Source organism: Pirellulales bacterium (assembly GCA_019694435.1).
Taxonomy (GTDB): domain Bacteria; phylum Planctomycetota; class Planctomycetia; order Pirellulales; family JAEUIK01; genus JAIBBZ01.
On sequence record JAIBBZ010000049.1, the window covers coordinates 1 to 26,728 of the forward strand.

2 protein-coding genes are annotated in these 26,728 nt (G+C 68.7%); both read right to left on the minus strand.

Going from position 1 to position 26,728, the window contains the following annotated elements; translation table 11 throughout:
- The coding region (locus tag K1X74_21805) for an SDR family NAD(P)-dependent oxidoreductase (GenBank protein MBX7168986.1) at positions 1-3,861 on the minus strand (3,861 nt) is incomplete at its 3' end.
- A 10-nt stretch (positions 3,862-3,871) separates the two neighbouring features.
- Positions 3,872-26,728 (minus strand): SDR family NAD(P)-dependent oxidoreductase, encoded by a 22,857-nt coding sequence (locus K1X74_21810; protein ID MBX7168987.1) that lies wholly within the window; start codon positions 26,726-26,728, stop codon positions 3,872-3,874.

The window sequence follows — 26,728 nt, forward strand, 5'->3', positions numbered from 1 at the left end:
CCCCGGCAGCCGCAACGCATAACCAATCACCGCCACCCCCGAACCGCTCACCACGCTCGCCGCCGGCGCCGCACTCAACGCCGCCGCCGGTGCCGCAGACGCCGCCGCACGCTCCGGCACAGCACGCGAAGCCGAACTCGAAGCCGCAGCACGCTCCCCCTCCTCCAACCGCTCCCCATACGTCCCCACCAGATGCGCCGCCAGCTCATCAACCGTTGGGCACTGGAACAAGATTGCAGGCCGCAACGACGGCAGGCCCAACGACTTCTTCAAGCGGTCGATCAGTTCCAAGGCCAAGAGCGAATCGACGCCTTGATCCTGAAAGCTCGCGTCTTGCTCAACCTTCGCGGCGGAGACGTGAAGGACGGCACTCAACTCGTGCCGAACCTGGTCGGTCAGCCGGGCCAACAGAGCCGCATCGTCGTGCAGGCGTCGCTTGGCTTGCTGGTTCGGGGTGCGAGCCCGACGAGATCTCTTTGGCTTCCGCGAGCGCAAAGCCGGCGCGCGCGAACCCGCCTGGGAATGCGTCGCAGATTGTTGTTGCGAGCTGCTGGCGATGAACAGATGCTGCCCGACGTGCTCCAGGCCGGGCACGTCGTCGGGCAAGGCGACCGCGTGAGCGAAACCATGGCGCGCGAGCAGCGCGAGCCATTGCGCACGATCGACGAGCGGCGAATCCGTGCGCAGCTCCCGATCGGCGAAGCGCCACCAGCCTTCGGTCAAGCCAAACGTCAGGTCGCCCCACCGGCTGCGGCTGGTTGATTCGAGCAACAACAGCCAACCGCCCGGCGCCAGTAACTGGCTGACGTGACCAAGCGTCTCATCCAAGCTGCGGGTCGCGTGCAGCACATTGGCCGCCACGACCACATCGAACTGGCCGGGCTCGAATCCTTGATCGGCCGGTGCCTGCTCGATATCGAGCGCGCGGAAATCCACTCGCGGCTCGCCCGCAAACTGTTGGGCAGCGCGACGCAGAAAGGCCGTCGACACGTCGGTGTAGCAGTAGGACCAGGCAGCGGCCCGGGCGACCGGAAGCAGGGCGCAGGAGGTACCGCCTGTGCCGGCACCGATCTCGATAATCTTTCCGGAGGATTGACCCGACGCTCGCTGCGATTCGCCGAGCATCGACTGCAGCACGGCGGCGGCCAGTTCGTTATAGAACCGAGCAAAGGGCGAATCGGCAATGGCCGACGCGGCCTCGGACAGCGAGCCCCCGGGAAAGAGCAAATCAAGCGGGTCGACCTGGCCGGTGAGCACCTGCGCGAGGTGTTCGCCACAAGCGGTCAAGAGCTCGAGCTGGGGGCGGGCAGCCGGATAGCGCCGCCGGAGGCGCTGACCGCCAGCGCGCGGATCGAGTTGTGCCCAGGAACGCATGCGGACAAACCCGGCCTCGGTGTGCTGCAGCCACTGGTCCTCGACAAGGATCGCCAAGAGCCGCGGCAACAGGCGCGGATAGTTGCCGACCAACCGCGCACGTTCTACGAGCTCTTCCAGGCGCCAGGCGCGGCCGCGCCGGCCAAACAGGCGAAGCTGACGGAATGCAGCGGCCACATACCGCGCCACAAGGCGATCGATGGCCTCTCCCTGGCGGGCAAACTCGGGCAGTCGCGGCAGCAGCGGCTCTGCGGCTCGATGCGACGCGAGTCGTCCTGCTAGCACGACCTGCGCCCAGTGCGCATCGCCGGCGCCCGGTCGGGGGTCGGCCAGGTCTGGCTGGACCGAAGCGATCGCAGGCGTCGCCGCGACTGGCGGGGGAAAAACGGCCAGCCGCGCGCGCCCCAGATGGAGCGCCGTCTCGAATGCGGCCACGCCTTGCGCCGTGGCGATCGGGCGAACGCCGTGCGCTTCGACAAATCGACGATAGCGCTCGGGCGCGGCGGCGGACGTGTCTCCCCAGAAACCCCAATCGATCGAGAGCGCCGGAAAGCCGAGAGCGCGGCGCGCAAGCGCCAGGCCGTCGAGAAAAGCACTGGCGGCCGCATAGCTGGCCTGGCCGGCGAGCGGGGCAAAGCCGGCCGTCGACGAACAACACACAAAGAAGTCCAGCGAAGAACCCTGCGCGAGTTCGTGCAACAGCCAGGCACCGTCGACTTTGGCCGACATCACCGAGCGCACCTCGTCGAGCGTGCGGCTCCACAGCATCCCGTCCTGCAGGCTCCCGGCCGCGTGGATCACGCCGTGGAGCGCGCCGAAGCGCTCTTCGATCTGGGCGAGCAGCTCGGCGACTGCGCGTGCGTCGGTGACGTCGCACGCGACCGGCCAGACCTCGGCGCCCAAGGCTGCCAAGGTCGCGATGCGCTCGCGGCGGCGGCCCCCGTCAGGGCTTTCGTCGAGTGATTTCCGATTCGCGAGCACCAGCTTGATGCCGGGGGCCTGGGCGGCGAGCCGATGGGCCAGCGCCAGGCCGATCTCCCCTTGGCCTCCGGTAATCAGATAGACTCCACCAGCGCGGATCGAAGGCGAACGATCGGTGGGCTCTGTCGCCAGATCGACGGGCACAATCGCCGGAACCAAGCGCGCATGGCTGCGGTAGGCGACGTCGCGCAAACCGGGTTGCTGGCCGAGTTCGGCTTCGATCCAGGCGGCAAGCTCTTGTGGCTCGGCGCCGGGGACCAGGTCGATCGTGCGCGTGGCGAGTTGGGGCGTTTCGAGCGGAATCGATCGGGCAAACGCGGCCAGCGCCGCACCGTCGGGGCAAGCGACTTCACCCTCAGGACCGATGCCTTGCGCGTGACCGGTGACGATCAGGACTTCGCAGGGGCGATCCCGTTCGGCGAGCTGGCCGTGCAGATGGAACAGGGATTCGACGCCATCGGCGAGCCGGCCGTGCAAGTCGGCTAGCGACCCGGCCAGTGGTTCGCTGCGCAAACTGCCGAGATGAATCAGAACCGAAACCGAAACGGTCGATTCGTCGAGCGCGACAAACAGCGAACGATAGTCGCCACCACGAGCCGGGTTGAGCGTGTACACATCCTGCGCCACACGTCGAAAAGCCCGACCTGGATGGACTTCGACGACGCGCCTGCCAGCGGCTCGCAGTCCGCCAGCAAGCGCAGCGCCAACGCCCAACTCGTCGGCAAACAACAAATAGGGACCCTGAGGCAAGTCGCGACGCGCGCCAGGAGGCGCCGGACGCCAGACGATTTCCTGGAACCAGCCGGCAAGCGAATCCGCTTCGCCGGATGCAACACCGGCCGGCACAGCGGCCGGCTCGCCGGCCGTAGCATCGGGCAGGGAAAGGGGTTCGATCCACAGCGGCTCGCGCTCGAAGGGATACGTCGGCAGCGGCACACGGCGCCGACGTTCGGAACCATACCAATGGCGCCAATCGACCTCGGCACCGGCAACGTCGAGTGCGGCCAACAGCGTCACCAGCGCTGTCGGATTCGGCGCGGCCCCGACGTCGTGCGATAGCGCCGCAGACTGCGCGCCGGATCCGACCAGGGCCTCGCCGGGCACGAGTTCCTGCAGTCGCGCAACACTCGCTGCGTCCAAATGTTCCAGCCGTTGTCGCGATTGTGGCGAGAGCCGGTCGGCAACTGCAGCTTGCCGCTCGAGATGAGCGCAGAAGATACCCGCAGACTCGTCGGCACGGGGCACCTCGCAGTCGGCAACAACTCGCAGCCGCGCGAGTGCTGTCTGGGGAGTGCCGGCGACGATGGCAACGCGATGCCGGAAGCGAGTACGGCCTACGGCCGCGGTAAAGCACAGGTCGGCGAACTCCGGCGCAGCCGACGACGCCAGGCAATCGGCGTAGCGCTGGGCCAGCGCGCGCAGCGCCGGCCAAGACCGGGCCGACAAAATCAATGCCTGCGCGGTGGATACCGTCTTCGCGGCCGGCGGACGGATGTGGGGCGACATGGCTCGGCGGTCACCCTCCTCGATCCGCGCCGGAAGACGAATGCCCGTTGGCGGACGACGGCGGTTCGTCGCGCGGAGGCTCTTCAAGCACGACATGGGCGTTCGTACCGCCCAATCCAAACGAGCTTACACCGGCCCGGCGCGGGGTTGTTCCCTGGGGCCAGGGACGCAACTGCTGGTTCAAGTAGAAGGGGGTCCGTTCGAAGCGGATCTGCCGGTTAGGCGTTTCGAAGTGCAGGGCCGGGGGCAACTCGCCGTGGTACAACGCCAGCGTGGCCCGAAGCAGGCCGGCGAGCCCGGCGGCGGCTTCGAGATGGCCCAGGTTGGTTTTGGCCGACCCGATCGCGCAAAAGCCTCGATGCGGCGTGGCCTGTGCGAAAGCGGTGCAGAGGGCGTCGATCTCGATCGGATCGCCGAGCACCGTGCCGGTGCCATGCGCTTCGAGCAACCCGACCGACGCAGGATCGAGCCTGGCGGCGCGATAGGCATCGGTGATCACGGCGGCCTGGGCCTTGGGGTTGGGCGCGGCGAGGCCCGCCTTGGAATGCCCATCGTTGTTGACTGCCGTGCCGCGAATCACGGCCCAGATGTGGTCGCCGTCGCGTTGGGCGTCGGCCAGCGGTTTCAGCAGCACGGCGGCGGCGCCCTCGCCCCGGGCAAAACCGTCGGCCCGATCGTCGAACGTCTTGGAGCGCCCATCGGCGGCCAACACGCCTTCGCGGCTGAGGATGGCATAGCCGGCTGGGTCAAGCAGCAAATGCACCCCGCCGACCAGCGCCACTTGCGCTTCGCCGGCACCTAAAGCCTGACACGCCAGATGCAAGGCCACGAGCGACGAGCTGCAAGCCGTGTCGACGGCCAGGCTGGGACCTTGCAGATCGAGCAAATAAGAAATGCGATTGGCCGTCATCGACAACGTGCTGCCCGTGCGGGCATGCGGATCGCGCGCGTCGTCGGCGCGGGTCAACAGCTTGACGTAGTCGCTGGTGCCGACGCCCACGTAGACGCCCACGCGGCTGTCGGCGAAATCGGCAGGCCGATAGCCCGCGCTTTCGAACGCTTCCCAGGCGACCTCGAGCAGCAGCCGCTGCTGCGGGTCCATCAGCCGCGCCTCGCGCGCCGAAAGATTGAAGAACCGCGCGTCGAAGCCGGCCACGTCGTCGAGGAAGCCTGCCTGGGGGAATACCATCTCGGGAGATGTGTGCCACACGGCGCGGCGCGTGGGCGAGGGAGGTGCCACGGCATCGATCCGGTCGCGGAACAAGTGCCAGAGCTCGTCGACATCGCGGGCACCCGGGAAACGACAGGCCAGGCCGACGATCGCGATCTCGCGCGCGGCCGGCGACGGCGCCGACTGCGCAAGCGGCAGGACGCTGCCGGCAACGATCGTCCCGTTGGGGAGCTTGGCTTCGTCCGCCTGCGGCGGCGCCGCGGGAACCGCGCGCGGTGGTTCGTCGGCCGTCAGCGCCGCGACGTCGACCCGTGGCCGCAGGTAAACCGCAAGCTCTTGGAGGCTCGGATACTTGAACACCGTCGTGGCGTCGATCTCGAGCCGTAGTGCGCCGGTCAGTTGGCGGGCGAATTGCACGGCGAGAATCGAGTCGAAGCCCAGCTCCATGAAATTCGCGCGGGGATCAATGTCATCGGGTGACAACTGCAACAGCTTGGCAACCTGGCGACGCAGCGGGTCGAGCAATTGCCGAGCGGAAAGCGCGGTGTCGGGCGACGTGGCTTGGCGCGGTGATGCCGTCTCGCTGGCCAGAGTGGTGGCTGCGGCCCGAGCCGGGAATTGGCCCGTGGTGCTGTGTAATACACGCTGCGGATCGAAGTCCGGGCGATCGTGCGGCAGCCAGATGACATGGCTGCGGTCCATGCTCGCGCTGCGTTCCAGCGCCGCGAGCGCTGCACCGGGCGCGAGCGATTGCAGTCCCAGTGCGCGCTGGACCTCGCTCAGCGTCTGGCCGGCGACCATGCCGGTCGACTGCCATTGCGGTAGAACCAGCGCGCAGGCACGCTGACCGCGCCGCCGGAGATGTTCGGCCAGGGCAACCTGATAACGACAGGCCGCAGCATAGTCGGCCTGCCCCGCGGCCAAAGTTCCGGACAGCGCACTGATCGAAGAGAAACACACCAGCTCGCTGATGAAGTCCTTTGCCAAGGCCGCCAACAACCAGCTTCCCGCCAGTTTCGGCTGCCAGACGGCCGCGACAGTTTCGGGCGTCTTGGTACGCAGGGCCAGACGTTCGCGATCGAGCAGTCCTGCGGCGTGGAAGATAATGTCGAGCTTGCCATAGTGCGACCGGATGTGCTCGGCCAGCGTCTGCACCTGATCGGCGTCGGATACGTCGCAGCAGAGATACTCGACGCCTTCAGGAAGCCCGGCGATCTCCTGCGGCGGCGTACGGCCGCAGAGCACGACACGTGCATGCCGATGGGCGAATTGCGCGGCGAGCTGACGGCCGATGCCACCGGCGCCACCGGAAATCAGAACGGTCTGCGTTCCGAGCGGCGATTTGGCGTCTGCAACCGGCTGCTGATCCACGCCCGGCGCGGCGATCGGACGCAAGCGACGCACGTACCGCTGTCCGGCGCGATAGGCGATTTCGACATCTTCAGGCGTCGCGGCCAGCTCGCTCAGCAATCGCCGGGCGAGCGGTTCGCACGACTCGTCGTGGGCAACGTCGACCTGGTGCACGGCAAGACCGCGGAATTCGCTGGCCAGCGACTGCGCAAGCGAACTGGTCAGGGCAGCCTCGGGCACCAGCGTGTCGCTCGCGGTCACGGCTTGCGCTTGCGCAGTGACAAGCAGCCAGCGGGCGTCGACCGGCGGCGACGTCCACGCCTGGGCCAGATGCAGCAGCGGCTCCCAAGCCCATTCGCTCGCGGCTTGCAATTCGGCGAGTGTGCTCGCCGCTTGCCGGTCTTCGTCGGCCGACCACAGATACACCATGCCGGCCACGGCACCTTGCGCGGCGACCGCGGCGAGCAGCCGCCGATAGTCGTCCGCTGAAGTGGGATCGATTTCGAATCGCTGCGGCGACAACTCGCGGAATCGCCGGCCTGCGATCACTTGAATCGCTCGTGCGCCGCGTGCTGCAAGTTGCGTTGCGACCGCCTTGGCCAGCGGCGACGGCGTCGCGAAAACCAGCCAGTTGCCGGCGAGCGATGGGGCCTGCTCCGGCCGGTCTGCGGCGCGCTCCCAAGACAGCTCGTAGAACAACGCATCGACGGGAGCTTTCGCGGCCGGCACCGCAGGCTCGGCCTGCAACGGGCGCAGCCAGCAAGACGTGCGTTGATACGGATACGTCGGCAGCGGCACCCGGCGCCGGCTCGCCGGCCAAGCGCGGTAGATTTCGTCCCACGCGACCTCGGCGCCCATCGCGTACAGCAGGGCCAGCACCTGCATCACCGCCGTGCGGTGAGGTGCGAGATCGGCGCCCGCAGGTTCACCGCGCCAGCGCGCCAGGTGCGGCAGCACCAGGTCTTGAAACGCGGCACCACGACAACACGCGACGATGCGACAGGCCACGGCTGCCGGCAGCGCAGCGAGCGCCTGCTGCAATTCAACCATCCGGCGGGTCACCGCATCCTCGGCCAACGCATCGGCCGCGAACACACGGGAAGCCTGGCCCGCGCGCCAAGCGGCGAGCTGCCGGCAAAGATCGAGCGTGTCGTGCGCGACCACGGCCAGTCGGTGGCGCCAGGCGCCGCGCCCGGTGTTGGCCGTCAGGCAGACGTCGGCGAGTGCAAACCGCGGCAGCGCCGCATCGGCCAGGTACTGCTCGACCAATTGCTGCACCGCCGCTTCGGTGCGCGCCGCGAGCGTAAAGACCTCGGCGCCAGCGGCGGGCAGTGCCGTGGCGGCCGCACCAGGCAGCTCGGCCGCCGGCGGCTCGGCAACGACCAGGTGCACGTTCGTGCCACTGAATCCAAACGCGCTGATGCCCGCGCGGCGCGGACGCGAACCGCGCGGCCAGGCGCGCGGGCGATCGCAAAGCACGACCGGCGAGGCTTCGAGCGTGCAGTGCCGATTCGGAGCATCGAGATGCAGCGAGGCGGGGATGCGGTCGTGACGCAGCGACTCGACGACCTTGACCAGGCTCGCCATGCCCGAGGCCGTTTCGGCATGGCCCAGGTTGCTCTTGACGGAACCCAGCGCACAGAACTGGCGCGCGCTTGTATGCGCGCGAAACGCCGCTTCGAGTGCGGCCAGCTCGATTGGGTCGCCCAACGCGGTGCCGGTGCCGTGGGCCTCGATGTAGCTCAGCGATTGCGGCTCGATCGCCGCATCGCGCCAGGCCGCCAGCAGGCAATCGCGCTGGGCGTCCGGGTTCGGCGCCGTCAGACCGTTGGTGCGCCCATCGTTGTTGGCGGCGCTTCCGAGGATCACGGCGTGCACCGTGTCGCCGTCGCGCAGGGCATCCTGCCAGCGCTTCAACAGTACGGCACCTGCGCCTTCGCTCGGGACAAAGCCGTCGGCTGCCGCGGCGAAGGCGCGGCAGCGCCCGCCGGGAGCCAGCGCCCCCAGGCGTTCGAATGCGGCAAAATTGGCCAACGTCAGGTTCAAATGCACCCCGCCGGCCAGCGCCGCATCGCATTGCCCGTCGCGCAGGCTGCGCACGGCCAGGTGCACGGCCAACAGCGACGACGAACACGCAGTGTCGACCGGCACGCACGGTCCGTGCAGATCGAGGAAATAGGCCAGCCGGCTGGCAAGAATCGCGTTGCTGCCGCCGGTGGTGGCAAAGCGTTCGGCCTCGCCGCCCGGGGCCAGCAGGGCATAGTCCTGCTGGCTCGCGCCGACATAGATGCCCGTGCGGCTGCCGGCGAGTTTCTGCCCGCCGTAACCGGCATGCTCGACCGCGGCGTATGCCGTCTCGAGAAACAACCGCTGGCGCGGATCGATTTGCGCCGCCTCGGCCGCGGTGAGATGGAAGAAGACCGGGTCGAATTGTTCGATGCCTTCGAGAAAGCCACCTTGGCGCGCCGCGTCGCGCTCGCTGAGCGTGGCCCGGTCGACACCCAGCAGCCGCAGGCGCGACTCGGGCACTGCCGTCACGCAATCGCGGCCGGCAAGAAGATTCTCCCACAGCTCGGCGGCACTCGCGGCTCCCGGAAAGCGACAGGCATAGCCCACGATCGCCACGGCGCCGGCCGAGATGTCGGTCGTCGCCCGCGGCGCTTCGGCAGGCTGCGACCGGGGCGGAGTCGAGTCCGGCAGATCGGCCTCGCGTGCCGGCGGCTCGCTAGCGAGCGCAGTGCCGAATTGATTCATGAGCCAGGCGCTCAATTCGACGACCGTCGGGTGGGCGAACAGTGACGGGGGCGAAAGCTGTATCGCGGGCAATCGCGTACGCAGCAGCTTGATCAATTCGAGGGCCATCAGCGAATCGACGCCCAGGGCCTCGAGCGGCCGCTCGACATCGAGGGTCTCGGGCCGGCAATGCAGCACCTCGGCCAGCGCGCTGCGCACGACCCTGCGCACGCGGCTCTCGAGATCGGGATCGACGATTGCCGGCTCAATCGCTTGTTCCGGCGGCGGTAAGCCATCGGACGTCGATTCGGGCTTTAGGAGCGTCTGCCGCACCGACGGCTCCATCGGTGCGAACTCGGCCGGCGTCTGACTGGCCTGTGCGAGCAACAGCGTTTGATCCCCGCGCGGCCCGAGGGTTTCCGCGGGAATCGCTTGCACGGCGAAGCCAAGCTCTTGCAACAATCGCTGCCAGGCCGAGATCGAGAGCAGCGGGCTCGAGTTTCGCAGTGCCGTATCGGTGAACCGCCACCAACCGTCGGTGAGCGCGAAGGTGAGGTAGGCGTAGCGCACGGTACGCGTGGCCTCGATGAGCACCAGCCATCCGCCCGGCCGCAGCAGCCGCGCAGCGCGGCTCAGCGTCGCGGCCAGATCGCTGGTGGCGTGCAACACGTTCGCCGCCAGCACCAGGTCGTAGCGTGCGTCGTCGAAGCCTTGCTCGCGCGGCGAACGCTCGATGTCGAGCACGCTGGCCTGGAACTGTATGGACGACCGCGGTCCGGTCCATTCCGCACAGCGCCGCGGCGCCCGATGGACGAACGCCGGCGAGACGTCGGTAAAGTCGTAGTCCACCCGGCGGCCGGCGAGTGCGGACAGCACCCAGCGCGTCGTCGCGGCCGTGCCACCGCCGATCTCGAGAATCCGCGGTGGTTCTTGGCCCGTGTGTCGCTCGATGCAAGTCACTGCAGCCGCAGCCGCGGCCTGCGAGATCTGCTGCAGCCAGGGGGTCTGTTCGTAGAGTGACTCGGCGTCGGCCGCGCTGCCCTCGGGAAACAGCAGTTCGACCGCCGAAACGCTGCCATCCAACACATCGCCCAGCCGGCGCCCACAACGGGCCAGCAATTCGAGCTGCGGGCGCATCGTCGGGTAGCGCTGGAGCGCGGCGCTGACGTCCTTCTCGACGCCGGCGGCGAGCCTGGCGAGCAGCGGCGTTGCGCGACACATCGCCTCGTTCGGGCGAATCAGCGCCCCATCGTCGACGAGCATCTGCAGCCATGCGTGCCACAGGCGGTCGTAGTTCGCACCCACGCCAAACCGCACGGCGAGCGCGGCGGTGGCAATGGGCGCGTCGCCCGCGACCTGTCCCGAATCGACGAGCAGCCGGGCCACGTAGCCGGAGGCGATCCGATCGAGCAGCGCGTCGAGCCCGGCGAGTTGCGAGGCCGTCTGCTGCAATTCGGCCTCGCCGGCCTGCCAGCTCTGCTGCGCCGCTTGGATCACGGCGTCGAAGTCGAGTGGACCGCGCCCGTTGGCATCGAGGTCGATGATTCCCAGTTGGGCGCAGTCGTGCGGCAACACGGCCTCGAGCGCGGCAATGGCTTGAGCCGGGCTCAATGGTCGCACGCCGCTGGCCCGCATGGCCTGCTGGTAATTGGGCAGTTCGCCTGCGGTTGTCCCGGCCCAGACACCCCAGTCGATCGCCAGCGCAGATTGGCCGCGTTTGCGGCGTCGCTGGCATAACGCGTCGAGATAGGCGTTCGCCGCGGCATAGGTCGCGTGTCCTGCACCGCCGAGCAACGCCGACATCGACGAGCAAACCAGGAACATCGAGAGCGGCAACGCGCGCGTAGCCTGGTCGAGTGCCCATGCGCCATGCACCTTGGGCAACAGGACCTCGAGAATCGAGGCTTCATCCTTGCGCCACAACGCGCCGTCGCGCAACACCCCGGCGGCGTGGATCACACCATCCAGCCGGCCATAGCGCGTTAGCAATTCGTCGATTTGACGCTCGACGGCCGCCGCATCGGCCACGTCGAGCGAGACCGTGACGATCTCGGTGCGGGGCCCGCCCTGGCGGCGCAAGTCGGCGATTTGCGTGCGGGTGTGTTCGTCGAAGTCGGCCGGTCGGCGGCGTGCGGCGAGGACGACGACACCGACCTCCTGTTCCACGAGCCACCGCGCCAGTTCGTGGCCGACATTGCCGAGGCCGCCGGTGACCAGGTACACGCCGCCACGGACCGGCCGATCCGCGCGGGACGGTTCGCGGCGCGCCAGCGACCCCAAGTCGACCGGTCGCACGACAGGTACGGCACGGCTGCCATGACGGTAGCTGACGAGCACGTCGCGCCCCGCTTCCAGCTCGGAGATCACGCTTGCAGCCAGCGTCTCTCCCGGAAGCTCCGCTTCCAGGTCCAGCGCGTGAACCGACAGCTCGGGATGCTCCTCGGGCACGACGCGCGCGAGCGTCGCCACGGCGCTGGCGAGGGGCGAAACATCGCCTTCGTCGCTCTCCGCCTGCACTCCAGATACGAGCACGCCCAACGACAGCGGCTTGCCGGTCGCGGCGAGGGCCTGAAGCAGGTAAGTCAGCCGCACCAACTGCGCCGCGACGTCGTCCGGCGCGTCGCCCCCGTCAAGACTGCGCAGATCGATTGCCCCGCGCAGATCGTCGCTGCGCTGCGTGATTTCGGAGACCAACTCGACGTAGTCGGCCGCCACGCCGCCACGCACGCCGGCGCGTGAACCTTCGAGCGGCACGTACCGTGTGGTCTCAACAACGTGTACCGGCGCGGCGCCGCGCTGCTTCAGGGCCGCGGCGATGGCCGTCGAACGATCGTCGAGGGGTCCGACGAGCAGCCAGGTTCCGGCGAGCGAACGCGGGGTGCCAGCCAACGGTGCTGCTTCCCACCCGCGGGCAAAGAACCAGGGACCGACGGCCGGGCGCTGCGCAGCAGGCTCGACCGGTACCGGCCTGGGCGACGGCGAGCAATCGATCGGCTCGAACGGATACGTCGGCAACGGAATCCGGCGGCGCGGAGCGTGTGCTTCGACCGCCGACCATTGCAACCGTGCCCCGGCCGCGTAGAGCTTTGCCGCCGCATCCAGGGCCGAGCCCAACTCGTCGCCCGACGTCCCCAAGGTCGGCAACCACGAGCAGGTTGCATCGGGCACGATCGCTCGCGCGAGGTTCAAGAGCGTCGATGCCGGCCCGATTTCCAGGTACGCGTCGACGCCGCGCTCGGCCAGGGCCTGAACGCCGCGACGAAATTCGACGCACTGCCGTGCATGATCGCGCCAGTATCTCGCGTCGGGTCCGGCGCCAGGAGCGAATAGCCTGCCGTGCAGATTCGAAACCAGGGGGATCGTCGGCGGGCGATGCGTGATCGTCGCCGCCTCGGCCTCGAGCGCTGCGAGCATCGGTTCGACCGCGGCCGAGTGAAACGCATGCGACACGCGCAGCCGCTGGGCGGCAATCCCTTGCCGGCGGCATTCGTCGAGCAGTTCGGCCAGCGCCGCCACTTCGCCGGAAACGACGATGTTTCGCGGTCCGTTGTCGGCGGCCAGCGAGAGCCGTCCCGACCAGCGAGTCAATTGCGGCTCGATCGCCTCGCGTCCGGCGCGCAGCGCCGCCATCGCGCCGTTTGCGGGCAAGGCCTGCATCCACCGCGCGCGACGCGCCACCAGCCGCAGCGCCGAGGGCAGATCGAAGACCCCCGCGACGCACGCGGCAACGTATTCACCCAAGCTGTGGCCCAACACGACATCCGGCTCGATTCCCCAAGCGCGCCACATCTGGGCCAACGCAAATTCGAGGGCGAACAAGGCCGGCTGCGTAACGACCGTGGCATCGACCGACTGGCCCAGGTCGCCGGCAAACAGCACTTCGGTCAAGGGCCGATCGAGCTCGCCACGGAGCACCGCGCCGCACTCGTCGAGTGCCGCGCGAAACGCCGGCTGCTCGTCGTACAACTGGCGGCCCATGCGGGGATACTGGGAGCCTTGTCCTGTGAACAGCCAGGCCATTTTGAGCCGGCGTCGCGGCGGCACGTGGCCCGCGACGAAGCGGGGCGGGGCCGGGTTGGTCGGCGGCAGTCGAGCGACGCGGAATTCGTCGAGCCCCGCGCGCAACTCGCCCAGGCTGCGGCCCACCACTGCCACGCGATGCGGCAGGTGCGCACGGCCGACGTCGGCGGTGAAGCACGCGGCGCCGGGCGAAGTTTGCGGGTGACGATCGAAATGGTCGCGGAAGCGATCGGCGAGGCGCGCCAAGGCCTGCGGGTTCTCGGCCGACAGGGCCAGAAGATGGGCCGCCTGGCGCTCGCGCACGTCGGCCGTCGCGCGGCGCGGCGATTCTTCGACGACGACGTGGGCGTTCGTGCCCCCAAAGCCGAACGCGCTCACGCCGGCGCGGCGCGGACGACTCGACCGCGGCCAGGGCTGCAAGCGGTCGTTGACGTAGCAGGGGCTCGCCTCGAAGCGAATCTGGGGATTGGCCTCGCGTACGTGTAACGAGGGCGGCAGTTGTTCGGCTTTGAGTGCCAGCAGCACTTTGATCAGCCCGGCGATCCCGGCCGCGGCCTCGAGATGGCCGAGGTTGCTCTTGACCGTACCCAACGCGCAGAACTGCTTCTTGGGAGTCTCCTCGGCGAAGGCCTGGGTCAGGCCCTCGACTTCGATTGGATCGCCCAAGGCCGTCCCAGTGCCGTGCGCTTCGACGTAGCCGATCGACTCGGCCGAGACGTGGGCATCGCGCCAGGCGGCGCGGATCACCGCAGCCTGGGCACGTGCGCTGGGCACCGTCAGGCCCGCCGCCTGGCCGCCGTGATTGACGGCCACCCCACGAATCACGCCGTGAACTTCGTCGCCGTCCGCCAGCGCGCGCGCCAACGGTTTGAGCAGGACTACGCCCACGCCCTCGCCAGGGACGTATCCGTCGGCGCCACGATCAAACGTCTGGCAACGTCCGCGCGCCGAGAGGGCCTTCAGGTGATCGAGCGCGGCGAAATGCCCCGGCGTGAGCCCGGCTTGCACGCCAGCCACCAGCGCGGTTTCGCACTCGCCCCGGCGGAGGCTCTGGACGGCCAGATGCAAGGCGACCAGGCTCGAACTGCAAGCCGTGTCGACCGTCAGGCAAGGACCGTGCACGTCGAGGAAGTAGCTCAGCCGATTGGCCACCATCGTGGGCGCATGGCCGGTGCCGAAGTAGGCATCCGACGGTTCTGCGGCGGCCGTACCATTCGCCATGGCGGCCACGAACACGCCGAGCGACGAACCGGCCAGCGCCGCGCCTGCATAGCCAGCCTGTTCGAGGGCTTCCCAGGTGGTCTCCAACAGCAGCCGCTGTTGAGGGTCCATCTGCGCCGCTTCGCGCGGTGAGATGCGGAAGAACGGATGATCGAACTTGTCGAGATCGTCGAGGAACGATGCGCACGGCGGAGCTTGCGTCGCAACCTGCTGACGACGCGCGGCCGGCAGCTCGCCCACGAAATCTTCGCCGGCCTGCAAGCGTTCCCAGAAGGCCTCCAACGACGTCGCCCCGCGGAAGCGTCCAGCCATGCCGATCACAGCCATGGCCTGGTCGGGCACGTCTTCCTGCGTCAGCGCAGCCTGCTCCGCGGGCGAGACCAGCTCGACGGGCGACTGGCCGGCCGCGTCCGCGCATGGGACCTTGGCGATCGCCGGCACCTGTGACGCGGCCGCCAAGCTGTGTCGTCCGGCAAGCATCTCGGCCAACTTGCGCAGGTGCGGCAAATCGAACAGCAAGGTCCGCGGGAAACTTGCTCCCGTGGCGGCGTTGATGCGCCGGACCATCTCGGAGGCGACAATCGAATCGACGCCCAATTCGAAGAACGGCTGCTCGGGCGCGACGCGCTCCTGAGGAATCTCCAGGGCCTCGGCCAGCCAGGCGGCGAGCACGTCTTCGAATTCGGCGGCCGACGTCCGGTTCGCCGCAGGCACATCGAAGGCGACCGCCTCGGCCGCGGGCTCGGTCGAGGCCGGCAAATCCGGGGGAGCCTCATCGAGATCGGCGACGATCCACTGCGAGCCTTCGCTGGCCAGCAATTTGTCGAGCGCGGCCAGCCCCACCGCAGTGGGCATCGATGACAGACCCGCGGCCGACGCTTCGTCGGCTGCGATCAAGTCGCTGCGACTGGTCGCCGCTTCGGCGGCCCTGCCGACTTCGGACCAGAGCCCCCAATCGATCGAGACAGTCCGGCGGCCCTGGGCCGTGCGCCAATGAGCAAACGCATCGAGTGCCCGCGAGGCCGCCGAGTAGTCGCCTTGGAACACGTTGCCCTGCAGGCCGGCAATCGAGGAGCACAACACCAGTGCATCGGGCGGATCGTCGGCCGTGGCGCGATCGAGAATCAGGGCCCCGTGGAGCTTGGCACGCAGCACCGCCTGAAACTCGTTCGCCGGCTTGTGACGCAGCAACGCATTCTTCACGACTGCCGCCGCATGCACGACGAGCTCGATGCGGCCACGCGCGGCGCGCACCTCGCCGACCAATTGCCGCACGGCCCGGGGATCGGTGACGTCGCACGAGCGGTACTCGACGGCAGGGCCCAGCGCCTCGACCCGCGCGCGAAGTGCGGGATCGTCGCCGGCGCGACGGCCGCACAGCACCACGTGCGCCCCGCGGCGAGCGAAATGCGCGGCCAACGCGCGGGCAATGCCGCTGGCCCCGCCGGTGATCAGCACCGTCTGCGGCGCGAGGTCGGTGGAAATCGAGACGGCCGGTACACCCACCGGGGCATAATCCAGCGTGTAGCGACGGCCCTCGCGCAGCGCGAGTTCCCGTTGGTTGACCGGCCGGAGCAACTCGTCGGTCAGTTCCTGGAGGGCAGCCTGCGGCGCGGCGAGATCGACCGCTTGCACGCGCAGCTCGTGATATTCCCGGCCGACCACTTGCAACATGCCCCAGACGGCCGCGGCCGCCGGGCACTCGACGCGCTCGCCTGCAAGCACGGCTTGCGTCGATCGAGTGACGACGCGCAGGTCGCCGTGGATCGGGCGGCCACTGCTTCCCCAGGCCTGCAGCAACAACAGCAGGCAGAGCGCCCCGTCCTGCAAGCATGCGTCCAGTTCGCCCAGCGCGGCGCCGTCGGTGTCAGTGCCGGGGCGATCTTCCAATGGCGGTTCGTCGCAGGTCCAGAAATGGGCGATCGACCAAGCGCCTTGCGGCGAGCCATGGAGCGCCGCGAACAAGCGTTCGTAATCTGCGGCGCGCTCGGGGTGAATCTCGAAGCGGTCGTCCGCGCGTACGGCACACCGCGGCCCGGCCAGGACCGTGACGACGCGATGCCCGCCGGCGCGCAAGCGTTCTGCCACGGCGGCCCCAATGCCTTGACGGTCGGCGAAGACCAACCAGGTACGAGGGGGCTCGTATTCCGCAGCGGGCCGGGGCGATTCGCGCCACTCCGGCTGCCGCAGCCACGCGTCGAGCGATGAGGACGGTTCGTGGGACGCAACCGCCGCCAGGGGAGCCGGCGCAATGGCCTCGAACCAGCAGCGCTGGCGCTCGAACGGCGAGCAGGGCAGCCGCACGCGCCGGCGCTGACCGAACCAGGCGACCGCATCGAAGCCGCCGCCGGCGAGCCAGGCCTCGACCGCGGAACACTGTGCCAAACCGTCGAGTGTGCGCGGCTCGCCCCCCGCGGCGATGCTGCGCAACTGCGCGAGCAAATCGTCCGCATCGCGAAACGCTAACGCCACTCGCTTGGCGCGGGCTTCGCGTCCCACGGCCGCGGTAAAGCAGACGTCGACCAGCCAGCGGCGGTCTTCGCGATGCGTTTGCGCCGTCAACCAGTCGGCATAACGTTCCGCGAGCATTTGCAGGCCGGCCGGGCTCCTGGCCGACAACAGCAGCACAAGATCGCTCGCGGCCGCCTGCCCGAGTGCGCTCGTGGCTGCGTCCGCGCTGGCGACCGGCTGTGGCGGCTGTTCCAGCACGGCATGCACGTTGGTGCCGCCGAACCCAAACGAGCTGACACCCGCCCGCCGCGGCAACGGGCCCGTCCACACGCGCAGCCGATCGCTCAGATAGAAGGGCGAGGCCGCGAAATCGATCGCGCGGTTGGGCTCATGGACGTGCAGGGTCGCCGGCACCTGGCCGTCGTGTACGATCAGGGCCGCCTTGATCAATCCGGCCAGGCCTGCCGCCGGTTCGAGATGGCCCAGGTTCGATTTGACGCTGCCCAGCGCGCACGATCCGCGCCGATGGCCGGGCGCCGCAAACACTTGCTTGAGGGCCCGCAGCTCGAGCGGATCGCCCATGGCGGTCCCGGTGCCGTGAGCCTCGAGATAGCCCAACGAATTCGGCTCGATACCGGCGCGGCGGTATGCCGCGGCCAGCACCTCGGCCTGCGCTTGGGGGTTGGGCGCGGTGAGCCCCACCTTGTCGTGACCGTCGTGGTTGAGGGCCGTGGCCTTGATGACGGCCCAAACCGGATCGCCGTCGCGCAGCGCCGCGGCGAGCGGTTTGAGCAGCACCGCCGCCACGCCCTCGCTGCGGACGTAGCCGTCGGCCGCGGCGTCGAACGGCTTGCAGCGCCCGTCGGCCGCGAGCATGCCCGCCTGGCCACAGATCAGGGTACCGTCAGGATTGAACATCAGGTGCACACCGCCGACGACGGCCGTTTCGGCCTCACCGCTGATCAGCCCCTGGCAGGCCAGGTGCAGCGCGGCCAGCGAGCTGCTGCACGCCGTGTCGACCGCCAGGCTCGGCCCGTGCCAATCCATCAGGTAGGAAATCCGGTTCGCCAGCATCGTGAGCGAGTTGCCGGCACCGACGTGCGGGTCGCGATGAGCACCGCGCGCGGCCAACAGGCTGAGGTATTCGAGGGTTGAGGCGCCGATGTAGACGCCGCAGCGCCCCAGATCGCGCGGTCGATAGCCGGCCTGCTCCACGGCTTCCCAAACGACCTCGAGCAACAGCCGCTGTTGCGGGTCCATGCGCCGCGCTTCGCGTAGCGACAGGCCGAAGAACTCGGGATCGAACCGGTCGACGTCGCGCAGAAAGCCGCCAAACCGCGCGCAGTGGGCCGCGCCCGGCGTGGCGGCCTGGTGTTCGGCGCGGCGCCAATCCCAACGTTCCGGCGGCACCTCGCCGACCGAATCGACCGCATGCTTCAGGTTGGCCCAGAACTGCTCGAGAGAGTCCGCGCCGGGAAACCGACACGACATCCCGATCACGGCAAGCTCGTGCGCATGTACCGCGGGTGCCGCGACGGGCTCGGCGAAGACGGCCGGTCCAAGCGCGACCCGGCCTTCGTCAACGCCTGACGCATCGGGGGCGAACTTGGCGCTCAAGGCCCCCGGATGTTCGGCCAGCAACGACGCGGCCAAGGCTTCGATGTTTGGCGCCGCAAACAGCGCCGTCGCATCGAGGCGGATGGCCAGTTCGCGTTCGATCCGGCGCGTGGCGCGGATCGCCAGCATCGAGTCGAGTCCCAACTCCTGGAAGTTCGTGCCCGCGCCGACGTCGTCGAGCGATGCGCCGATCGTCTCGGCCATGATCTGCCGCAACCAGGCCCGCAGCGGCGATCTCAGAAACTCCGTGTCGGCCGGCTGCTGGACGACGGGAACCTTGCCGGCCATGGCGGGCGCGTCGCGCGTGATCTCGCGATGTGCGATCACCTGCGGCCGATCGAACTCGAGCGCCGCCGCGAACAGCTTTCGGCCCAACTCGGGCGTGATCGGCTCGATGCCCACGGCGCGCAGGTCTTCGGCCCGGAACGTCTTGGCGGCCATACCCGTTTCGACCCAGGGCCCCCAGTTGATGCTCAACCAGGGCTGGCCCTTGGCGCGCCGTTGCTTGGCCAAGACGTCGAGCAGCGTGTTGGCCATGGCATACGCGGCCTGGCCCACCTGGCCGCGCAACGCCGCGACCGAGGAGAACAACACGCAGAAGTCCAACGGGTCGTCGACCGTGGCCTGAGCCAGCGCCCGCGCACCGCCCACCTTTGCTGCGAAGACTTCGCCCGTTTCGGCGCGAGCAAAATCCACCAGGAGCTGATCGCGCAGCACGCCCGCGGCATGCACCACGCCGCGCAGCGGGCCACAGCGTTGGCGTACGTCGCTCAGCAGGGCTGCAAGCGCTGCCGGGTCGCTCACATCGACCGCCGCGGTCCACACCTCGGCGCCTCGCCGCCGCAATTGTTCGATCGATGTCCGCGCTGCCGCATCGGCGGGGTCAACTTCGCCGCGCGTGCGGTTGGCCAGCACCAAGCGCACGCCCGGGGCCTGCTCGGCCAGCCAGTGCGCGATCTCCAGGCCCAATCCGCGCTGCCCGCCGGTGATCAGGTAGACGCCGCCGGGCCGGATCTCGACCTGTCGCGTGCGTTGCTCGGGCGCGAGGGGCCGGCGAGTGGCCACACGTCGCGTGCCCGACCGGTCGTAGCGCACGTCGACGCCCGCGTGTCGCGCGGTCAGCTCGCGCGCGATGTGCGCAAGTTGCGGCTCGTCCAGTGCGTCGGCCTCGACGTCGATCAGCCGCACATCGACGCGGGGCAATTCATGTCGCACGCAACGCACCAGCGCGTGCAATGCGGCCGGCAGCGCAGCACGGCCCAACTCACGAGTCGCGCCGCGAGTCACTACGGCCATGCGTACGTCGGACAAGGCTTCGAGCCGCTTGATCCAGGGGGACAGCATCTCGCCCAACTCGATGGCGCGGGCGCAGGCCGCTTCGAACGTGGCATCCGCTTGCAACGCGGCCAGGACAATGCCCACTTTGCGATCTTCGCGCTCGTGCAGTGAGCCGGCCGCGCCCTGGGCAAACGCCGCGCACCGCGCCGCGCCCGGCAGCTTTGCGGCGAGTGCGTTGGCAAACGGTGCGTCGGCCTCGTCAACCGCCAGGACGATCCAATCGCGCGCGGGCTCAGCGCCCGGTTGCAGATTCTCCGGCTGCCAGACAAGCTCGCAGAGCCACCCCTCGGTGACTGTGTCGACGTCGGGCGGCGCGGCAATTGCGTGACTAGCAGGTTGCGCCGGTACTTCGACCGGCTCAACGACGTGATCCGGCGCCGGCGAGATTTCCCGTGCAAACGGATGCCCCGGTACGGCCACTCGCCGCCGGACATACGGCCGATCGAAGCTTTCCCAGTCGATCACGAAGTCACGCACTTCGAGCTGAGCCAAGGCGTCGCCGATGGTCGTCCAGGGATCGCCGTGCGCCGGCACACTGGGCAAATAAAGTCGCGCGGCCGATGCAGGCGCATCGCTTGCGCCCGCCAAGGTTTCCTGCGCGAGGCGCAGCAGCGTATTGCCGGGCCCCAATTCGAGAAACGCATCGCAACCCGCCGCCGCCAGCGTCGAGATGCCCGCCGCGAACAAGACCGGTTGCCGCGCGTGACGGCTCCAATCGTCGCCGGTGAGCGGTGCGGCGACCTCGAACCATTGCCCGCTGCGATTCGAAACGGTGGGAATCTGCGGCACCTGCCAGGCGATCGCGGCTGCCTCTGCCGCCAACGCGGGCAACATCGGCTCGAGCAGCGGCGAATGAAACGCCTGCTCGACTGCCAAGGGGTACGAGTCGATGCCCGCGGCTTTCAGCGAGGCGACAATCTCTCCGACGCGATCGCTCGCACCGGAGATCACCGTATTGCGCGGGGTATTGATGGCAGCGATCGCGACGTCGGCGCCTTGTTGCGCCAGGTGCCGGCGAACGACCTCGGCCGGCGCAAACACGGCCGCCATCGCGCCACCGCGCGCCAAAGCCTGCATCAAGCGTCCGCGCCGGGCGACCAGCCGCAACAGCGCATCGAGCGGCGCCATCCCGGCCACCGCGGCCGCCGTATACTCGCCCAGGCTGTGACCCAACAGGGCCGCCGGCGCGACGCCCCAGGTGCGCCACATCTCGGCCAGCGAATATTCCAACGCCACCAGCGCCGGCTGCGCGACGGCCGTTTGCCGGGCTCGATCGGCATGTTTGCCGTGGACCAAGAGTTCGACAATCGCAATGTCGAGCTCACCCTCGAGGATCGCGGCACATCGCTCCAGCGCGGCGCGAAACACCGGCTGTGTCGCGTACAGTTCCGCGGCGCATCCAGGCACCAACGTCCCCTGGCCCGAGAACAACATCGCCACCCGGGGGCGCGCCGACGAATCGACTGGAAGTGGCGAGCAGGCGCCGGCCGCTGGTTCAATCACTCCTTGCTCGGCGAATTGCCGCAACGCCCGACACAGCGATTCGGAATCGGCCGCGTGCACCGCCAGGCGCTGGTTCAATCGCGGGCGTCCGGTGTTGGCGGTGTAGCAGACGTCGGCCAGTTCCTGCGCGTCGACACCGCGGAGGCGCTCGGCGAAATTGCCCGCCAATGCCCGCAGGGCCTGGGGTGTGCGCGCCGCCAGCGTCAGCAGATGCCGGGGGCGCTTTGCCTCTTCGGCCGGGCGCACCGTCGCGGGGGCTTCTTCGACCACGACGTGCACATTCGTGCCGCTGATGCCGAATGAGCTGACGCCCGCCAGTCGACGTGTTTCGCGCCGCGTCCAGGGCCGGCCTCGGTCGGCGACGATCAACGGCGTCTGCTCGAAGGCGATCTGCCGATTGGGCGATTCGAAATGCAAGGTCGGCGGCAGCCACGCGTGATCGAGCGACAACACGACTTTGACGAGCGCCGAAAGCCCCGAGGCGGGCTCGCCGTGTCCCAGGTTGCTCTTGACCGAGCCGATGCGGCAAAACTGTCGCCGTCGCGTGTGCCGGGCGAAGGCCTCGACCAGTCCGCGAACCTCGATCGGATCACCGAGCGCCGTGCCGGTGCCGTGCGCCTCGATGTAGTCGAGTTCCCGCGGGTCGATGTCGGCGTCGCGCCAGGCATCCAACAACACGTCGCGCTGCGCGGCCGGGTTGGGCGCGGTCAGTCCGTTGGAATGCCCATCGTTGTTGACTGCCGTCCCGCGAATGACTGCGTAGACCGTATCGCCGTCGGCCAGCGCCCCGGCCAGCGGCTTCAAGAGCACGGCCACCACGCCCTCGCCGGGGACGAAACCGTCGGCCCGATGGTCGAACGACTTCGAGCGCCGGTCGGGCGCGAGCGCCCCCATTTGTTCGAACGCGGCAAAATTGAGCGGCCGTTGGTTGAGATGCACGCCGCCGACCAGCGCCTGCTGACATTCGCCGCGTCGCAGACTTTGCACCGCCAGATGCAGCGCCACCAACGACGAGCTGCACGCCGTATCGACGGTCAGGCAGGGTCCGTGCAAATCGAGCAGGTACGCCACGCGACTGGCCAGGACCGAGGGCGCGAAACCCGTGGCCCAATGCTGGTCCACCGCGGTCAGCTCGCCGGCGACGGTCACCTGCGCCCCCGCGCCGACGAACACCCCCGTCTTGCTGCCCGCCAGACGCGTTCCGGCATAGCCGGCGTGCTCGATCGCGCGGTAGGCCGTTTCGAGAAACAGGGCCTGGCGAGGTTCGAGTTGCCGCGCCTCGGCGGGCGAGATTTTGAAGAACAGCGCGTCGAAACCGTCGATCCGCGCGAGCCACCCGGCCTGGGTGTTGGCCGTGGAGACGCGCTGCGGTTCGCGCCGAGCGCGTGCAACTGGCAAGGGGCCCACGGCATCGCGCCCGTTGCGCAAGAGGTCCCAGTATTGATCCAGGTCCGTTGCGCCCGGCAGCTGCACCGCCATGCCGATCACGGCGACTGCGCCAACAGGATTGCGAGATCCGGAAGCCGCACGCTCGAGTTGCTCGGCGCGACGTGTCTGCAGAGCGGCGTCCGCGCAGGCGGCCGACGCGGGCGGCGAAACGTCGCTACGCAGCTGGGATGCGGTCTGCGGGCCCACGACACGAGGCGCAGGCACCGGGTCCGTCCGTTCCGTGCGCATCAGCCGCGCGTTGACCGCCGCGGGAAACTGTTTGGCCAGGTAGGCGGCAAACTGACCGACGGTCGGATATTGGAACAACTCTGGTGCGGCTAATCGCTCGATGCCGAGCCCGGCTTGAAACTGTCGCACCGCTTCCAAAGCCAGGAGTGAATCGACGCCCAACTCCTGGAACGTAGCGTCGGCCTCGATGCGCTGCGCTGGCATTCGCAAGACGGCCGCCAACTCGCCGCGCACCGCCTCGAACCAGCGCTGCTGCACGTCGCCCTGCGCGATGGGCGCGGCACCCGCCGACACGGCCACCTGGCCGTAGGGCGGCGTTTTCACCGTGTTCGCGGCGGCACGCTCGTTCTCAGTGTTCCGCGGTTGAGGGCTCTGGACCAAGCTGGCCGAAGTCGCCTGCGCGATCAGCAAATGATGCCCCAGCGACTCGCCGCTCAGCCCGACGAAGCGCGAGGGCAGCGCCTCGGCGCGCACAAAGTCGGCGCGTCGCAGCGCCTCGACCCACGCCTCGGGCCCACACAAGGGCGAACTCGTGCGCCACGCGTCGGCGGCCCGCCACCAGCCCTCGGTCAGCCCGAACGTCAAGTCGGCGAACGGCTGATCTGCCGTCGTTTCCACCACCAGCAGCAATCCGCCGGGCGCCAACAGGAGACGCGCGTGCGCGAGCGACTCGTCGAGATATCGCGTCGCATGCAACACGTTGGCCGCGACGACCAGATCGAACGTGTGCGGCGCGAACCCTTGTGCGGCCGGGTCGCGCTCGACGTCGAACACCTCGTAACGTACGCCCTGCACCTGGCCCCAGCGATCTTGGGCCCGGAGCAAGAAGGCCCGGGAGACGTCCGTAAACCAGTATTCGGCACCAGCGTCGGCCAAGGCCGGCAAGACGGTTTGCGTCGTGCCACCGGTGCCTGCGCCGATTTCCAGCACACGCAACGCGTGAGGCCGTGGGGCCTTGGCCAAGTGCATCGCGGACGCGGCCACCAGCCGGTTCAAGTAGCGCGACGTCGGCGATTCGGTATACACCTCGCCCGTCGGGCCCAACGAGCCTTGCGGAAACAGCAGCGGCAGCGGATCGTGCTCGCCGCGCAACACCGCGGCCAGCCGCTCGCCGCAGCGCGCCAGCAGGTCGAACATAGCGCGCAGCGTGGGAAAGCGTTCGCGTGCCTCGACGAGCAATCGGCCAGGCTCAGCCCCGGAGAGTTCGCGCTGGACACGGTAGCCACCATGCTCGTCGCCGGCCAACCAATCGTCGGCCACCAGGTGCGCGAGTAGCCGCGCGAGCAAACGCCGGTAGAGCGGCAACACGCGGCCGCGCTCGACGATTTGTTCGAATGAACATGCCTCGTCACCCGGAACAAACACGTCCAATTCGGCCAGTGCCCGAGCGACGTACGCGTTGCACAGCGTGTCCAGCACGGGGCGGATCGCGGCCAACGGCAATAAATCCGTGCGCAGCTCCGGCAAACCCACAGCGGCCTCGCCTCGCAGCGAATTCAGCAGCGCAAACCAGCGGCGCACGCTGGCCCGGTCACTGACGAAGACCTGGCCCTGATCGATGTCAGCGATGGCAAACTGCGTTTTCGGCTGCTGCAGCGCCAGGCCAAAGGCCCGCGTCGCCGCCGCGCTCGCCATCGGTCGAATCCCCTTGCCGGCCAGCGATTGGCGAAACGACGTGCTGGCGACGACCCCCGTTTCGCCCCAATAGCCCCAGTTGATCGAGGTTGCCGGCAGGCCTTCGCTGCGCCGCCGATGCGCGAGCAGATCTTCGTACAAGTTCGCCGCCACGTGGCTGGCCTGGCCGGCGCCCGTCGTCATCGCCGACAGGCTCGAGCAGACCACGAAAAAGTCGAGTTGCCGCGGTGCGCTCAGGCGGTCGAGCAGTTGGCTCCCCTGAACCTTGGGGCCCAGCACGCGCTGCCATGCGGCCAGATCGAGCGACAGCAAGGGACGATCGTCGAGCAGCCCGGCCGCGTGAATCACGCCGTGCAGCGCGGCGTAGCGGCGATCGATCTCGGCAAACAGCTCGACCAAGGCCCGCTCGTCTGCCACGTCGCATGCCACGGCCCAGACGTCGGCGCCGCATCGCTCGAGCCGCTCGATTCCAGCGAGGCGACGGTCGCCTTCGGCGCCTGCGCACGGCATGTGGCGATTGGCCAGGATCAGCCGCACACCTCGCGCCTGCGAGGCGAGCCAACCGGCCAGTTCCAGTCCCACGCCCGTTTGCCCGCCCGTAATCAAGTAGACGCCCTGCTCGCGCACGGGGGTCACGTGGCCGTGCTCGACGGCATCGTTCGCCAGCGGATCGAACGAGGCCAATTGCGGAGCCAGGCGTTGTCCCGCGCGATAGGCAATTTCGAAAGCAGGGCTCGTGCCCGCGAATTCCCGGGCCAGGCATTCGGCAGCGATCTGCGGTGTCGCTTCCGCCGAGGCGAAATCGATCGTTCGCACGCGCAGCCGCGGCAACTCGCAATTCGCCACTCGCACGACGCCGCGCACCGGAGCGTGCTCGGGCACCACACGCGGGCTGTCACCAATGGCCTGACCGTCGGTCGTGACGACCCAGAACTCGAGATCATCCAAAGCTTCGTCGGCCAGGGCCTGCAGCAGCGCGACGACGCCGTAGGTGTTGTCCCGCAGCAAGCTTGGCCGTGCATCGAGATGCGGCTGCGCCGGTTGTTGCCAGCAGCAATTCGTCAAATGTCCAATACCGGCCGGCCGCCCTTCGCGCTGCAACACCTCGCGCAACAGACGCCGCCAGTCTTGCCGATCGCAGGCCCGCACTTCCGCGCGACCGCTGGCCAGCATGGTCGAAGCTGAACCCGCTTGAATCGTCAGCACGCGGCAACCGCGCTCGCGCAACACGTCGGCCAGGTAGCTGGCAAGGCCTGCTTGATCTTCGATCAGCAGCCAGGTGCCCTGGGGCAATTCCGCTCGCGGACAGAGATCTTCCGGCTCCCAGACGGCCTCGAAGAACCAGTCGCGAATCTCCCCGGCGACCGGCTCGTGGGCAGCCGTGGCTGGCACGGCAGGCAGATGCCACTGCAGACCGCGAATTTGGGCAACCCGGCGACCTTGGTCGTCGAGCAACAGAACGTCGGCTTCATAGTCTTCCGGACCTTGAGCCGTCTGGAGACGCACGTGCCCCGTGGCCACGGAGGCACCCGGTCGAATCAGCAGCACCTCGCGACATCCGCACGGCCCGCACGTGCCCGGTGCGCCATCGATCGGGGGCAGCAAACGACTCGTCACTACAATTGCGGCTGCGACTGCCGTCGGATCGAGCAGCCAGGAATTCGCCTCTGCGCGATCGAGCTGCAGACGAAACCACGCCTCGCCGCTTCCGATCCGCAGTTCCGCGATTGCGCCGACGTCTGCATCGCCCGACTTGATCGGCACGGCGTTTTGGCAAAGCTCTGCCAACCGCCGGGTATCGATCGGCCATTCTTCGGCCACGGCGCAGCGCGCCACGGTTCCATGGACCGCGACGTTCCAGGCAACTTTGTCACCGGCTCGCTCTTCGAGCCAGGCGACCGCGCATGCGGCCTGACCGTCTTGCGGTTCGCAGCGGGTCCGCAGCCGGATCGTCGCATCGCGCGCTACCGGGATTGGCTGCGACCAGCGTAGCTCGCCAATTCCCCAAGGCCCTTCGCCGCCTAGCTCGCGCGATGCCGCAGCTACCATGAGCTCAAGCGGCAACCATAACGGCAGCCCGCCGTCACGGCTCCAAGGGCATACCTTGGCCGTGCGTTGCTCGGGAGTCAGGCGTTTTTCGTAGAGTGCCAT

What these genes read in the sequence shown, in the direction of transcription:
- K1X74_21810 (MBX7168987.1), bottom strand. Translation starts at nt 26,728, where the DNA reads ATGGCACTCTACGAAAAACGCCTGACTCCCGAGCAACGCACGGCCAAG.